At 39.1% G+C, this 15359-nt stretch carries 15 protein-coding genes and 2 pseudogenes; 4 read left to right on the top strand and 13 right to left on the bottom strand.

From position 1 onward, the window contains the following. Nucleotides 1-16: 16 nt before the first annotated feature. From IPP32_00845 to IPP32_00835, 3 genes are all read left to right on the top strand, one after another. Nucleotides 17-1243: a hypothetical protein gene (locus IPP32_00845; protein MBL0046637.1), complete on the top strand. Its 1227-nt coding sequence runs from the start codon at nt 17-19 to the stop codon at nt 1241-1243. Nucleotides 1244-1336: 93 nt separating this feature from the next. Next, the gene (locus IPP32_00840) at nt 1337-2206 is read left to right on the top strand and encodes a hypothetical protein (protein MBL0046636.1); all 870 of its coding nucleotides are present in this window, start codon (nt 1337-1339) and stop codon (nt 2204-2206) included. 134 nt (nt 2207-2340) lie between these two features. Further along, nucleotides 2341-4515 (top strand): hypothetical protein, encoded by a 2175-nt coding sequence (locus IPP32_00835; GenBank protein ID MBL0046635.1) that lies wholly within the window; start codon nt 2341-2343, stop codon nt 4513-4515. A 3-nt stretch (nt 4516-4518) separates the two neighbouring features. Here IPP32_00835 and pyk read toward each other — a convergent pair whose 3' ends face one another. Then, complete coding sequence (pyk, locus tag IPP32_00830; protein ID MBL0046634.1) at nt 4519-5946, bottom strand: pyruvate kinase; 1428 nt, start codon at nt 5944-5946, stop codon at nt 4519-4521. 14 nt (nt 5947-5960) lie between these two features. Next, nucleotides 5961-6380, bottom strand: coding sequence for an IPExxxVDY family protein (locus IPP32_00825; GenBank protein MBL0046633.1), 420 nt, complete (start codon nt 6378-6380; stop codon nt 5961-5963). A 129-nt stretch (nt 6381-6509) separates the two neighbouring features. Here IPP32_00825 and IPP32_00820 point away from each other — a divergent pair. Then, nucleotides 6510-6970: pseudogene (locus tag IPP32_00820) on the top strand (SRPBCC family protein). On the opposite strand, the gene rnc reads toward IPP32_00820, so the two are convergent. The 11 genes and pseudogenes from rnc to IPP32_00765 form a co-directional block, all read right to left on the bottom strand. Further along, entirely contained in the window at nt 6967-7578 is a 612-nt protein-coding gene (rnc, locus tag IPP32_00815) for a ribonuclease III (GenBank protein ID MBL0046632.1), read from the bottom strand. The pseudogene IPP32_00820 and the gene rnc overlap by 4 nt on opposite strands. A 118-nt stretch (nt 7579-7696) precedes the next feature. Next, the gene (gene fabF / locus IPP32_00810) at nt 7697-8950 is read right to left on the bottom strand and encodes a beta-ketoacyl-ACP synthase II (GenBank protein ID MBL0046631.1); all 1254 of its coding nucleotides are present in this window, start codon (nt 8948-8950) and stop codon (nt 7697-7699) included. Between the two features lie 6 nt (nt 8951-8956). Further along, the gene (locus IPP32_00805; protein MBL0046630.1) at nt 8957-9193 is read right to left on the bottom strand and encodes an acyl carrier protein; all 237 of its coding nucleotides are present in this window, start codon (nt 9191-9193) and stop codon (nt 8957-8959) included. 792 nt (nt 9194-9985) lie between these two features. Beyond that, nucleotides 9986-10402, bottom strand: coding sequence for a large-conductance mechanosensitive channel protein MscL (gene mscL, locus IPP32_00800; protein MBL0046629.1), 417 nt, complete (start codon nt 10400-10402; stop codon nt 9986-9988). A 52-nt stretch (nt 10403-10454) separates the two neighbouring features. Next, nucleotides 10455-10916: a hypothetical protein gene (locus IPP32_00795; GenBank protein MBL0046628.1), complete on the bottom strand. Its 462-nt coding sequence runs from the start codon at nt 10914-10916 to the stop codon at nt 10455-10457. An 11-nt stretch (nt 10917-10927) separates the two neighbouring features. Then, the gene (locus tag IPP32_00790) at nt 10928-11320 is read right to left on the bottom strand and encodes a hypothetical protein (protein ID MBL0046627.1); all 393 of its coding nucleotides are present in this window, start codon (nt 11318-11320) and stop codon (nt 10928-10930) included. 11 nt (nt 11321-11331) lie between these two features. After that, nucleotides 11332-11922, bottom strand: a complete 591-nt coding sequence (locus IPP32_00785; GenBank protein ID MBL0046626.1) for a transferase hexapeptide repeat family protein — start codon at nt 11920-11922, stop codon at nt 11332-11334. An 89-nt stretch (nt 11923-12011) separates the two neighbouring features. Next, a complete protein-coding gene (locus IPP32_00780; protein MBL0046625.1) occupies nt 12012-12377 on the bottom strand; it encodes a four helix bundle protein in 366 nt (121 codons plus the stop codon). Between the two features lie 71 nt (nt 12378-12448). Then, nucleotides 12449-13657 (bottom strand): 3-oxoadipyl-CoA thiolase, encoded by a 1209-nt coding sequence (gene pcaF, locus IPP32_00775; GenBank protein MBL0046624.1) that lies wholly within the window; start codon nt 13655-13657, stop codon nt 12449-12451. 95 nt (nt 13658-13752) lie between these two features. After that, a complete protein-coding gene (locus tag IPP32_00770; GenBank protein MBL0046623.1) occupies nt 13753-14178 on the bottom strand; it encodes a hotdog fold thioesterase in 426 nt (141 codons plus the stop codon). Beyond that, nucleotides 14171-15327 (bottom strand): annotated as a pseudogene (locus IPP32_00765) (NAD(P)-binding domain-containing protein). Before IPP32_00765 ends, IPP32_00770 begins: the two are co-directional and overlap by 8 nt. Between the last annotated feature and the right edge of the window lie 32 nt (nt 15328-15359).

The raw sequence follows: 15359 nt of genomic DNA, 5'->3' as shown, positions 1-15359 counted from the left end.
TCAAAATCAAAAACAAATGAAAACCTCAAACATTGAATTCACAAGCGTTTCAGAACAAAAATGGCAAAACTTAAAAACAGAAATAACAATGGAAATAGAAAAAAACAATTCAAAAATGAAAAAGCAAAAATTTATATTAATTATTGCCTTATTGCTAATGGTTTATCTCGCCAAAGCACAAGATATAAGCGTGGCAAGTGCACTCACTAAACCAAGTGTAACCGTGCTAAATATCGACAGTAAAGGCTTGAATCTAGACCCCACACAATTGGGAAACATGGTTCGAATAGAACTCGAGAAACTGAATAAATTTGATGTGATGGACCGTTACGATGTGAGTTATGTAATCGAAAAAAATCAACTCAACATAAATAATTGTTACGGTAAAATATGTTTGTTGGAAATAGGTAGCATCATTCACTCCGAAAAGATGTTTACCGGAAGTGCAGAGTTAATAGGCGAAACAATAATAATCACCTTTCGATTAATAGATGTGAAGACCGCCGCAATTGAAAAAACGCAGGTAAATGAATATTTAAATTTGCCTAAGGAATTGCAGGAAATGGTAAAAATTTCAATTCGTCAGCTATTTGGTTTGCAAAACGATGAACCCATGTTAAATTACCTTACCAAACGAAATAATTTCGAAAGTTCAACGAATAATGCCAATAAAACCTCGGTTAATTTATCAGGCCCCAGAAGTGGTTTTACTTACTTTACAGGTGAAGCAGGTAAAGTGCTAGCACGCAAGAAATCAGAAGGAGGATATGGATCTTATCCAGTGATGTTTCAATTCGGCTACCAGTTTGAAGTACAATATTTAAATGAAGGAAATTACCAGGCATTATTTGAATTTGTTCCCACAATTTCAGGATTTAATCAAAATATATTTATTCCGAGTGTTACCATTATGAATGGATTTAGAAACAATAAGCACGGATGGGAAATTGCATTTGGGCCAACATTTAGCATCGTGAATAAGGCCAAAGGATATTATGATTCCAACAATCAATGGCACATGCAAAATGAATGGGAAGATAAAACAACAAGCAATCCATTCGGTATCGAAAAGCGTTTGGATAGCAGAGGTACCGCCGAAATTCAAGCCGGATTTATTGTAGCGGTGGGAAAAACCTTCAAATCCGGAAAATTAAATATCCCCTTAAATTTATATTGTGTACCAAATAAAGATGGAATTCGATTAGGTGCTTCCTTTGGATTTAACGCTAAAAGAAGTAATTAGTTAAACAAAAATAATTCTCCTCCAAATTATAAAAATGCTCTGCTGAAAAGTGGAGCATTTTTATTTTTAGTTTTGCAGTTCAAACAAACACCTATGAAGGCTTATAATCCCAAAGATTGGATGTCGCTTATTTTTCAGTTTCATAAAACCGATACATTTCGAATGCTAATTCCGGCAATACTGGGTTTGTCGGCACTTTCGAGTGTGATTTGCTACCTGCATGTAACCGTACACTTGGTTACCTTTAGAAGCACTACTGTGATGCATTCCTTGTTGGGATTTGTTATTTCGATGTTACTTGTTTTTAGAACCAATACGGCCTACGATCGCTGGTGGGAGGGTCGCAGAATGTGGGGCGACTTAGTAAATAATTCTCGTAACTTAATGTTAAAGATAAATGCATTTATCCCGGATGAAAAGCGCGACCTTAAGATTCGTTTTCGCATCTTAATCAGTAATTATGGTTTTGCATTAAAAGAACATTTACGAGGAGGATTTAAGCCCGAACAATTGGAAGATTGCGATACCTTAAGGGTGATTGAATTGGAAAAATATCAACATATCCCCAATCGCATTGCGGGTCAGCTTTATAAAGAAACAGAAGCCTTAAAAAATAAAGGTGTTTTAAATGAAGAGAAATTATTAATGCTTAACGATGAACTCAAATCCTTTACCAACATTGCAGGTGCTTGTGAACGCATTAAGGGAACTCCAATTCCGTACTCCTATAGTTCGTTTATTAAACGCATTATTTTTTTGTATTCTATTACCTTACCTTTTGGATTAATTGCCGACTTAAAATGGGCTACTGTTCCAATTACTGTATTTGTTTTTTATACCCTTGCAAGTATTGAATTAATTGCCGAAGAAATAGAGGATCCGTTTGGAAGTGATACCAACGATTTGCCTACGGATGATATAACAGCAAGGATTCGTAAAAATTTAATAGAAATAGTGGAATAATAATTTCCTTTATTAACAGTTAAATTGTATTAATTTATTAGTTTAACCCTTCGAAACTGAATAAAAATTAAGCACCTTGCAGTCTAATTTTTTATAATTTTTATTTTTATTTTTCTGTGAATTCAATTCGTAAAATGGCACCACGCATTTTTATTTTAGCATTGGTTTTACTCGCTGGTATTGCTCGCGCTCAAGTCAAAACTTACCTTATTGTGGGTAGCATTAATCCGGAGGGTGGAGAAAAGGGCCTTGCAAAAGTAGAATTGAGTAAGGATGGCGGAGCATTTAAAGATTTTCCGGTGGATGTTAACGGTCGCTATGAATTAAAACTCGATTTCCAAAAGGAGTACATGTTGCGTTTTTCTCAAAGTGGATATCTCTCTAAACTGATTTCATTATCTACGGTTGTGCCTGTTGAAAGGATTAAAGACGCTTTTCATCCCAATGAAATTAATGTGAGTTTATTAGAAGATGTGCCCGGTGTAAATGCAGATTTTTTAAAGGATCCCGTTGGGAAAATTATTTTTGATGAGGATTACAATGATTTCTTTTTCGACGATGATTATAACGGTGCAATGGATAAGAAAGTGGCAGCTTTGAAAAAAGCAATTGAAAAACAAAAGCTCTTAAATAAGACCAATTCTGCAGATGCGGAAGCCAAGAAGAAAGCTGAGGAAGAAGCCGCTGCTAAAGCAAAGGCCGATGCTCTTGCAAAAGCGGCAGCAGATAAAGCAGCGGCCGATAAGGCAAAGGCTGATGCAGATGCGAAAGCTGCAGCAGATAAAAAAGCCAAAGAGGAAGCAGATGCTAAAGCCAAAGCGGAAGCCGATGCCAAGAAAAAAGCTGAACTAGATGCCGCAGCAAAAGCGAAGGCAGATGCTGAAGCGAAAGCACTTGCAGAAAAAGAAGCTGCTGCCAAAGCCAAAGCGGATGCAGATGCGAAAGCTGCCGCAGATAAAAAAGCTAAAGATGAGGAAGCAGCGCGCTTAAAAGCAGAGGCCGATGCCAAGAAAAAAGCAGAAATGGATGCCGCAGCAAAAGCCAAAGCAGATGCGGATGCGAAAGCACTTGCAGAAAAAGAAGCAGCTGCCAAAGCTAAAGCAGATGCAGATGCTAAACTAGCTGCCGATAAAAAGGCACAAGAAGAGGAAGCAGCGCGCCTAAAAGCGGAAGCTGATGCAAAAAAACGCGCCGAAATGGATGCCGCCGCCAAAGCTAAAGCAGATGCAGATGCCAAACTTGCTGCCGATAAAAAAGCACAAGAAGAGGAAGCAGCGCGCCTAAAAGCGGAAGCAGATGCAAAAAAGCGTGCTGAAATGGATGCCGCAGCAAAAGCCAAAGCAGATGCGGATGCCAAAGCACTTGCAGAAAAGGAAGCTGCCGCCAAAGCTAAAGCAGATGCAGATGCTAAACTTGCTGCCGATAAAAAAGCACAAGAAGAGGAAGCTGCTCGCTTAAAAGCGGAAGCAGATGCAAAAAAACGCGCCGAAATGGATGCTGCTACGAAAGCCAAAGCTGATGCGGATGCCAAAGCGCTTGCGGAAAAGGAAGCCGCAGCAAAAGCTAAAGCAGATGCAGATGCTAAACTAGCTGCCGATAAAAAAGCACAAGAAGAGGAAGCTGCACGCTTAAAAGCGGAAGCAGATGCAAAAAAGCGCGCCGAAATGGATGCAGCCGCAAAAGCCAAAGCAGATGCTGAAGCGAAAGCCCTTGCAGAAAAGGAAGCTGCCGCCAAAGCTAAAGCAGATGCAGATGCTAAACTAGCTGCAGATAAAAAGGCACAGGAAGAGGAAGCAGCGCGCTTAAAAGCGGAAGCAGATGCAAAAAAACGCGCCGAAATGGATGCAGCTGCAAAAGCCAAAGCTGATGCAGATGCCAAAGCGCTTGCAGAAAAGGAAGCTGCCGCCAAAGCAAAAGCAGAAGCAGATGCCAAACTGGCTGCCGATAAAAAAGCAAAGGATGATGAAGCAGCTCGTTTAAAAGCGGAAGCAGATGCAAAAAGAAAGGCTGAAGCAGAAGCCGCTGATAAGTTGCGGAATGAAGTGAATGACAAAGCAGCTCAGGAAAGAAAGGAAAGGGAGGAACGCGCTGCAAGAGCAGTTGCAGAGTATGAGGCGAAAAGACAAGCAGCAAAAGAAAATTCACCCATTAAAACGAACCCTAATTTTAAACCGTTTATGGGTACCTACTCCAGTTCAGGAGCCAATAAAAACAGGCCTTATGGGTACATTAACTTTGGCGATGGAAAAGGAAATCAAGACCTCAGTCGGGAGCAGTATGAAGAATATTTGAGAATTTATCCTAAGTAAAACTTAGTTTACATATCCCAATTTAATCATGTTTGCACGCCCCTTATCCTTCATTGGAATACTGGCAATGTTTATTATCAAATCGTCGACCGCCACATAATTTCCTTTTTTCAAAAAGTCTTTAATGTCGGCAATTGTATCATCTGTACTTTCGTATTTATCGTAATAGAAACCACGCACGCCCCATACCAAACTTAAGGTATTTAAGAGGGAGCGGTTATCTGTAAAAATAAAAATGTTGGCTTTGGGTCGATGACTCGACAATTTAAAAGCGGTATAGCCCGAATTAGTCATTGAAATAATACCGCGCGCTCCGGCTTGTTCAGCCATCACACAAGCATTGTAGCAAATAGAATCGGAAATAAAAGTTTGATTTTTTAATTGCGGCGGGTGCTCTTTATAGTAAATTTTTCCTTCGCGTTCGATGGAGGCAACAATGTTTTGCATGTGCTCTATAACTTTCACCGGGAATTTACCAACAGAAGTTTCTCCGCTTAGCATCACCGCATCTGCACCATCCATCACAGCATTGGCAACATCGTTGACTTCGGCACGTGTGGGACTATAATTGGTAATCATGCTTTCCATCATTTGTGTGGCGATAATTACCGGTTTTGAGGCATTAATGCATTTAGAAACCAGCATTTTTTGAATTAAGGGCACACGTTCCATTGGCATTTCCACACCTAAATCTCCACGCGCAACCATTATAGCATCGGTCATATCGATGATGTTATCGATTTCGGCAATGGCTTCCGGTTTCTCTATTTTTGCCACTACACGGGTTGTTTTCCCATGGTGCTTAATGATTTCTTTTAAATCGATGATATCGGTTACCGAACGCACAAAGGAAAGCCCAATCCATTCCACATCATTTTTTAATGCAAAATCCAAATCTTGTAAATCTTTTGGAGTTAAGCAGGGTAGCGAGATTTTAGTATTGGGAAGATTCACACCTTTTTTTGATGAGAGAATACCACCGTTGGTAATGGTTGCTCTTACTGTTTTGTCACGATCAGTAGCTATTACGCGAAGCTCTAGTTTTCCATCATCAATCAATACTTTATCTCCCACAGCCACATCTTTTGGAAATTCGGGATAAGTCATGAATACCTTTTCGGCTGTGCCTATACATTCTTCGGTAGTGATAATAATTTCTTTCCCGTTTTCAATCAGTACCTCATTATTTTCCATCACACCAATACGAAGCTTAGGGCCTTGCAAATCCACCAAAATTGCGGTGTTTAAGCGGTGCTCGATATTTATTTCGCGAATAATATCTATTACTTTTTGATGTTGTTCGTAATTGCCATGCGAAGAGTTTACACGGCACACATCTACACCAGCCATAATCATTTCGGTAAGCACTTCTTTGCTCGACGATGCAGGTCCGAGGGTAGCAATAATTTTGGTTTTACTCCAAGTCTTCATACTCAGTATTAAATTTAAAAAATAAGGTTTTGTTTTGATTTCAGTGATGCTACATCAATTTCGAGGCAGGTAATTACCGCTTCCACGGTGCATAATTTAGCCAGCAATTCACGCATATTCGCTTTCGAGAACATTCCCTTTATCATCCAAAAGTAGTCTAAATTTTTGTGTTCAGGAAGCAGTAAGCCGGAAGTGCCACTATTGCCAATTATGTAGTGGAAGTTAAAGTTTTCTTCTTCTTCAAATTCATAAAAGGAAAAGAGTGAAATTTCGCGCATTTTTACCAACTCCACTTTCAAATCTTCTTTTTTGGTGAATTTAGTTTGGAGGGCGGTATTTAAACTCCAACACAAACGATAATCTTTCGAATGGCTTGAAATTCCGATAAGGGAAAATTCATAATCGTTGTCAATTGATAGTTTTTTGGTTGCCATTTTTCGGATTTCAAAGATAACATAATGGAGCGTTTTATTTTTGATATTGATTTATAGGCATTAGAATAAATATGAATTAGTCTGCTAAAAAGGAATGAACCTTTTCTAAAATGAGTTGTTACAAGAGCCATGAACTCACACTTTTATTATTCCGAAACCTTAATTGACCGACCGCTTGCAGAAGTATTTGAATTTTTTAGCGCTGCTGAGAATCTGAATAAACTGACCCCTCAAGCGTTAGAGTTTAAAATTTTAACGCCGCTTCCCATCACAATGAAGAAGGGACTATAATTGATTATAAGTTAAAATTGAGTGGCATTCCGTTTTATTGGAAAACCGAAATTAGTGCATGGAATCCGCCCTATAGTTTTGTGGACAAGCAAATTAAAGGGCCATATAAAATATGGATTCATGAGCATACTTTCAAGGAAGTGAATGGCAAAACGCACATGCGGGATATGGTTGAATTTCTTTCTCCCGGTTGGATTTTGGAGCCTTTGATTAATGCCCTTTTTATTCGTCGAAAGGTGAAAGAAATTTTTAGTTACCGTGAGAAAGTTTTGGCCGAATTATTTCCGAGATCAATTTAAATGCCCAAAGTTGAACATACATTTTCGGACGCCATTTGCTCGGCAATTTTTTTAGAGAATCCTTTACCTGTTCCGGCTACTTCTCCTTCGATGCAGAGGTTAACGGTGTAAAATTTTTCGTGCCCTTTCCCTTCTTCGCCCACCAATTCGAAGCGAATGGGTTTTTTCTCTTTCTGGCTCCATTCAATCATTTTACTCTTGTAATCGGTATCGGTATGCTCCAAAGCTTCTAAATCGACATGAATTTTAACGATACGATTAAGCACAAAATCTTGAGCCACTTTGTATCCTTTATCCAAATATACCGCGCCAATAAAAGCTTCTAAGGCATCTCCATTCATGGATTTAAATCCGGGTCGCGCATCGTTCACTTTCATGATAAAAGATTCAACGCCCATTTTTACTGCCAGTTTGTTAATGTTTTGGCGGCTTACAATGCGGGAGCGCATTTTGGTTAAGAATCCTTCATCCCGAAAGGGGAATTTGGTAAAAAGAAAATGTGCCACTACCGAACCGAGCACCGCATCGCCTAAAAATTCGAGTCGTTCGTTGCTGTTGCTTACACCGCTTTTAACGTGTTGCGCAACGCTGCTGTGGCGGAATGCCATTTTATACAATTCAATATTCCCGGGTGAAAACCCGCAAATATTTTTCAGCGATTCATACAGCTTTTTGTCTTCAACTGAACGGGATCGCCAAAAGGAAAATAAGCTCAAAAGATAAATATCAGGAATTATACTTTTTTACAATCACAGAAGCATTGTGTCCGCCAAAGCCAAAAGTATTGCTAAGGGCAGCGCGAACAACACGTTTTTGGGCCTTGTTGAAGGTGAAATTCAAACGCGGATCAAAAACCGGATCATCGGTAAAGTGATTGATGGTGGGTGGAATAATATCGTTTTTAACCGCCAGTACAGCTGCAATTCCTTCAATCGCTCCGGCAGCACCAAGTAAATGGCCTGTCATCGATTTGGTTGAGCTGATATTGAGGTTATAAGCATGGTCGCCAAAAACACTTTTAATAGCTTTGGTTTCGCTTACATCGCCAAGTGGTGTAGAGGTACCATGCACATTGATGTAATCAATATCGGTTGGAAGCATTTCAGCATCACTCAGTGCATTTTTCATCACGTTAAGTGCGCCCAAACCTTCGGGATGTGGTGCGGTAATGTGGTGTGCATCGGCACTCATGCCTCCGCCAACTACTTCGCAATAAATTTTTGCACCACGCGCTTTTGCATGTTCCAATTCTTCTAAAATCAAAGCTCCAGCACCTTCTCCTAACACAAAACCATCGCGATCCAAATCAAATGGACGGGAAGCAGTTTTAGGAGAATCGTTGCGCTCGCTCATGGCATGCATGGCATTAAATCCACCCATTCCAGCCTGATTAACAGCAGCTTCGGAACCTCCGGTGAAAATAATATCAGCTTTGCCTAAACGGATATAGTTAAAAGAATCAATCAATGCATTTGTACTGGATGCACATGCCGAAACAGTTGTAAAATTTGGTCCGCGAATGCCGTATTTAATGGAGATATGCCCGGAAGCGATATCGGCAATCATTTTAGGTATAAAGAAAGGATTAAAGCGAGGAGTACCATCGCCCAAAGCAAAACCGGTTGCTTCGGTTAAGAAAGTATCCAATCCGCCAATTCCACTGCCCCAGATTACTCCGGCACGGTCAAGATCAATCTTGGTTAGATCAATACCTGAATCTTTAAACGCTTCATCAGAAGCCACTAATGCATACTGTGCATAGGCATCTAACTTACGTCCTTCTTTGCGGTCAAAAAAATTGTTGGGGTCAAAACCTTTTACCTCACAGGCGAATCGGGTTTTGAATTTAGACGCATCAAAACGAGTAATGATGTCAGCACCGCTGACACCATTAATTAAATTTTCCCAGTACTCGGGAATGGTATTACCAATTGGAGTTAATGCTCCTAATCCTGTAACTACTACCCGTTTTAATTGCATACGTTATTACTTTATGTTCGATTCAATATAAGCGATGGCTTGACCAACAGTTCCGATGTTTTCGGCTTGATCGTCTGGAATGGCAATGTTAAATTCTTTTTCAAACTCCATAATTAACTCAACGGTGTCGAGCGAATCGGCACCCAAATCGTTGGTAAAACTTGCTTCGGCTGTTACTTCTTTCTCGTCTACGCCTAATTTATCAACGATAATTGCTTTTACTCTTGATGTAATGTCTGACATTTTTATTGAATTTGGTTTATAAATTAATGTGCAAAGAAATAAATTAATTGTTTTAAAATCAAAATTATTTATGAAGGGTGGTTTTTAGACTAAAATCGAGTTTGACTGACTTTTTGTATAGCTCTTGTAATCAGTGACATTCAACAGGATTTGTGTCTCTTTTTTGTAAATGACTTTGTTGAAAACTAGGGATGAATGGTATGGTTATATGGGTTGATTTTTAGCAATTCATAGAAATAGCTGAAATTGGGAACGAAAATCTTTGTAAAATTGTGTTTGAAATAGAACGCTGATGACGCGGATGATTATGATTTGAGCGGATTTGTTTTCGTTGGAAATAAAATTAGCGTTTTACTTTGTTCTTTTTTGAATTTATAATCGATACACGAATTTAATAAATATAAATAATGTTCAGAGCTATTCTTCCGCTGGTTTTTGGTATTCTATTTTTGGTTTGGTTTTTTTATCGAACTTTTGTGAAAGGAGATATTAAGCAACAGCTGAATTCGCTTTATTTTGGGCTTTTCTTTTTGGGGGTGTGGGCTATTATTTATTGGTTGATTCTGTAACATTATTCTAACATCACTTTACTCCCAAACGTAACTTCACAAGTATTTCGAAGGCTTATTAATGCAGTATTTTCTTAGCTTTTCGTAAAGTACACACGGACAAAAAATAACCGCAAAGAAGCAGAAGAGCAAAGAGGTCGCTGAGAATTTCATTAACTGATTTTTAATTTAAGCAGTCACAAAAAAGCCCCGAATTTTTATCCGGAGCTTTTTTATTTTGCAATTATTTTTTCAGTAAATCTCTGATTTCGGTTAATAATACTTCTTGTGCAGGAGGTGGAGTAGGAGCGGAGGGTGCTTGCGCTTCTTTCTTTTTCATGTTATTCATGGCTTTTACCACCATAAAAATGGCAGCGGCAACGATTACAAAATCGATAATTGCTTCCAAAAAACTACCATAGTTAAGCGATACCGCTGCGGATGTTTCTTTTCCATCCGCACCTAGTACAGCTTCTTTCATCACGTATTTTAAATCTCCAAAATTGGTTTCGCCAATCATTAATCCAATAAGTGGCGAAATAATATCGTCTACAAATGAAGATACAATTTTTCCGAAGGCCGCGCCAATAACAACACCCACGGCTAAGTCAACCACATTGCCTTGGTTGATAAAGGTTTTAAATTCTTTTACTAGTCCCATGTTTTTTTGATTTAGGTAGATTCTTATATGATTTCAAAAGTAAACTTTAATTTTATTTTATCAACTCAAACTGCTTAGCATGATGCATACAATGCTTGTAAAGCAAATCTATCCACAATTCATTATTTAATTCTCCAAAAAAGGGATTCATTAAAACACCATCCGGGTGCTTTTTAAAGTAAGCAAAAAAATCAGCAATTTCTGTTTTCAATTCTTCGATGGAGGCTTGCATGCTCGCTTTTTGTGCAGGCACTGCCACTTCGGGAAGTAGAACGTTTTTAGTGTTGGGTTTAAATTCGCGATCGCTCATTACAAAGGCTTGCATGCGCTCCACATTTTCAGCCGGAGTTACCAATTCATAGCTGTCTTTTCCGTTAGCCATACGAAAGGCATAGCTCATGTGCTCGACCATTTCCTGTGCATTCATTACTCCCCAAATTCCTTTGGCATGAGGGCGAAGGGTTTCCAAGAGTTCTACAAATCCGGTTCTGATAAATTTTTCTTTTTCAGTCATGTTTGATTAGTTTAGGGTAAAGAAGTTCCTTTTGCAGCATACCAAGGATGAATTTCTATCATTAATCTCCCGGATTTAACTGCAGGATCGGATTCAGCTAATGTTTTTGCTTCTTCTAACGTTTCGGTATTGTAAATACAAATTCCGCGCAGGTCGGTATTGTCCATTAATGGTCCGGCAATGCACATTTTTTTATCCTCGAACATTTTGGTCAGGTGCGCCATGTGTTGTTCTTGAATTTTTGCAACGGTTGTAGAATCTTGTGTCCGGATTGGTCCTTTTTTCAAGAATACAAGGTAATAGGTTTTCATTTCGAATTGCTCGTTCAGAGGTTTTGATTGCTGTGCGAAAAGGGGCAAGCAGCCAAACATCATAAGGAAAATAATTAGTTTAGATTTTTTCATAGGAGATTATTTTATTTCGTTTGATTCCAAGTTTTATAAACATCCTGTTGCTTTGGGCGATTGGTTTCCACTTCCCGCAAAGGCTCGCATACTTTTAAAGAAGCATAACAATCGGCAGGTAATTGTTGGTATAATTTTGTGCCTTGGGTTTTCCAAGTTATCATTTCATCGCTAACTTCTTTCAATACTTTTGCAGGATTTCCTACCACTACTTTTCTTTCAGGAATTATTGAATCGGCAGGAACGAAACAAAGGGCTCCAACAATGCAATTGTCGCCAATTACCACATTATCCATCACCACGGCATTCATTCCCACCAACACATTTTTACCAATGGTACCACCGTGAATGATGGCACCATGGCCAATGTGGGCACCTTCTTTTAATAAAACCGTAACGCCGGGAAACATGTGAATGGTGCAATTTTCCTGCACGTTGCAGCCATCTTCAATAATAATTTGCCCCCAATCGCCGCGAATGGCAGCACCCGGACCGATGTACACGTTTTTACCAATAATGACATTGCCTGTAACAGCTGCTTGAGGATGAATAAAGGAACTTTCGTGTATGACAGGTTTGTAGCCTTGAAATTCGTATATCATTTTGAGGAATTGGGAATAAGGAGTAAGGATTTGGGAATTTGGAATTACTATAAGGATAATGGATTTTAGAATTTTTATAAAAGTTAAACTTAGTTGGTTAGGTTTTTGGATTTAATGGTTTTGATAGCGGCTGAAAAAATGGATACTAATTCATCAGCTTCTTTCATCAATAGAGCCAATTCTTTTTTGTCGCAGTTAAATTCAAGTTCATTAATAAACTCGAGCCAAAACAAGGTTTCGTCAGCCTCTTCGTCCACGACTTTTAATTTGTTTAAAAAATCAGCACTGGATTTTCCTCGGCATGCAGAACGATAGTTTGCTGCAGTTGAAGAAGCTGACTTTAATATTTGAAAAGATATTACTTCAACAGCCTTGTTTTTTTCAACTGTTAAAATAAATTTAACTACCCGAACAGCAAATTTTTTTGTCCTTTTTTTTAACTCCTCTTTTGTCATCTTTAAATATTTTTGGTTAACTACAAATCTAAAATTCGTAAATCCTAAATCGTAAATCCTAAATCCTTAATCTAAGCCTTTTCAATTACTACTGCATAACCTTGACCCAATCCAATACACATGGTAACTAATGCATACTTTTTATTTTGTTCGTGCAATTCGATGGCTGCTGAATTTAGGATTCGTGCGCCACTCATGCCAAGCGGATGCCCTAAAGCAATAGCGCCTCCATTTGGATTAATTCGGGGATCGTTATCTGCAAGTCCCCATGCGCGCGTGCAGGCCAATGCTTGTGCGGCGAAGGCTTCGTTAAGTTCTATGATATCAATGTCGTTAAATGTTAATCCGGCTTTAGCCAAGGCTTTGTTAGCCGCTTCCACCGGACCGATTCCCATGATGCGAGGTTCCACACCGGCAGCACCACTTGATACTATTCTTGCTTTGGGTGTTAGTTTATATTTTTTAATTGCAACTTCTGAGGCGAGCAAAATTGCTGCTGCTCCATCATTTAATCCGGAAGCGTTTCCTGCGGTAACAGTTCCACCTTCTTTGCGGAAAGAAGCCTTGAGCTTGCTTAATCCTTCGAGTGTGGTTGTCGGTTTGCAAAATTCATCGGCATTAAAAATGTGTGCATCTCCCTTTTTTTGTGGGATAGATACAGCCATTATTTCTTTGGCCAAACGACCATTAAGTTGCGCTTTGCCAGCTTTTTGTTGGCTCAACAAGGAAAATTTATCTTGATCTTCTCTGCTTATTTTATCTCGTTCGGCAAGGTTTTCGGCAGTTTCGCCCATGGCATCCACTCCGTATAGTTCTTTCATTTTAGGATTGATGAAGCGCCATCCGAAACTCGAATCAAATAATTGAGAATCTCTACCAAAAGGGGTTGAGGCTTTAGACATGACCCATGGGCCACGTGTCATATTTTCGACGCCACCTGCTATCATCAAATCGGCATCACCAACCATAATGGTTCTTGCTGCAGCAATGCTGGCGCTTAATCCGGAAGCACACAAGCGATTCACTGTTTCGCCAGGGACAGTTACCGGCAAACCTGCAAGTAAAAGAGCCATGCGTGCTACGTTGCGGTTATCTTCACCAGCTTGATTGGCACAGCCAAAAATAACATCCGCAATTTCTTTCGGGTCGATGCTGGGATTGCGCTTTATAAGTTCTTTAATGACCTGTGCAGCCATATCATCCGGGCGCACAACAGCTAAGGTGCCGCCAAAATTACCAATGGCAGTGCGGATTCCATCAATAATAAATACTTCTTTCATATTTGTTTTTTTTGAACGCTGATTTTTTAAGATGATTATGATTTTTTATGATTTGATTGCGTTAATAATACTATTCTTGATACATCAGCGTGCTATTAATTACCAATTTCCCAATCTTTTGAAGTACGATATACTGTACCTTTAAAGAAAGCAACTTTTTCATTTTTTTGATTTGCAATTTCGATGTGGTAGGTGGCTGTTTTGTTGGTTATGCTGAGTTCTTTGGCTTCGCAAGTTAATTCATCACCCACTCTAACCGCAATAGCAAATGAAATGGAGCATTCAAGTGCAACACTTAATCTGCCATAGGCATTGGAAGCAAAAGCAAGCGCGCTATCCGCAAATGAGAACGCAATACCGCCGTGCGAAATTCCGAAACCATTCACCATTTCTTCGCGGATGTTCATCTTTAAAATGCAATGCCCTTCTTCCACCAAAACTTTTTCAATACCCAACCAGGCACTGAATTTATCTTCGGCCAGCATTTTATCTACAATTTTATTTGCTTTTGAATTAGGCATAAAACGTTTGATTTTGTTTCACCATTCTTTTTAAGAGCACTGCAGGTCGATAGCGGTCTTCCTGGTATTCGTTGTATAAATGTTGCAAAGTAGTAAGTACTTTTTCCAGACCAATTTCATCTGCCCATTTTAATAAACCTTTGGGATAATTTACGCCTTTAGTCATGGCTAAATCGAGGTCTTCTTTGCTGGCCACCTTAAGGTAAAGAGCATCTACAGCTTCATTAACAAGCATTGAAATTACACGGTTGAAAATTTCTTTTCCAATCTTTTCATCCTTCTGAGGTGCAGGATTTACAGCACCTTCGGCATAATTATAATATCCTTTACCTGATTTTTTACCATATAATTTTGCTTCGTATAATCTTTTTTGGGTAAGAGATGGTTTGAAGCGAGGTTCGTAAAAGAATTGCTGCCACACACTTTCGGTAACTTTGAAGTTGATGTCGTTGCCAATAAAATCCATCAATTCAAAGGGCCCCATTTTAAATCCTCCAAATTCTTTAAGCGCCCAATCGATGGTAGCAAAATCCGCTATGCCTTCTTCATAAATACGAATGCTCTCACCATAGTAAGAGCGGGCAACGCGGTTCACAATAAAACCGGGAGTATCTTTGGTTAGCACAGTTACTTTTCCCCATGCGTCAATAATCTTTTTTGCTTCAAGAGTTATTTCATTAGCGGTAGTGATTGCGGGAATGATTTCCACCAATGGCATAATGGGTGCAGGATTAAAAAAGTGAATTCCAAGTACTCTTGAAGCGTTTGTGCAGGAAGATGCAATGGATGCAATTGAAAGCGAAGAAGTGTTGCTGGCTAAAATGCAATTGACTGAAACAATTTTTCCAGTTCCGTAAAAACCTGCTGTTTGATTTCCAAATTTTCAACGATTGCTTCAATTACTAATTCACAATTTTTAAAATCGCTAAGCTCGCTGGCATAGCTGGTTTGGTCAGAAATATTTTTTGCATCCGCTTCAGTTAGTTTTTGTTTTTCAACTAATTTTTTAAGCGTGGTTTCCAAATTTGCTTTGGCTTTTTGAAGGGCTGTTTGATTGTTGTCGTAAACAATAACGCTATGTCCGGCACTTGCTGCTACTTGAGCAATTCCGGCACCCATCGCGCCTGAACCAATGATTCCGATTTTCATTTTGAGAAATTATATTATGCATACTTAATAAC

This window comes from Bacteroidota bacterium, from assembly GCA_016721765.1.
GTDB lineage: Bacteria > Bacteroidota > Bacteroidia > UBA4408 > UBA4408 > UBA4408.
This window is presented reverse-complemented; position numbering and strand designations above follow the sequence as displayed.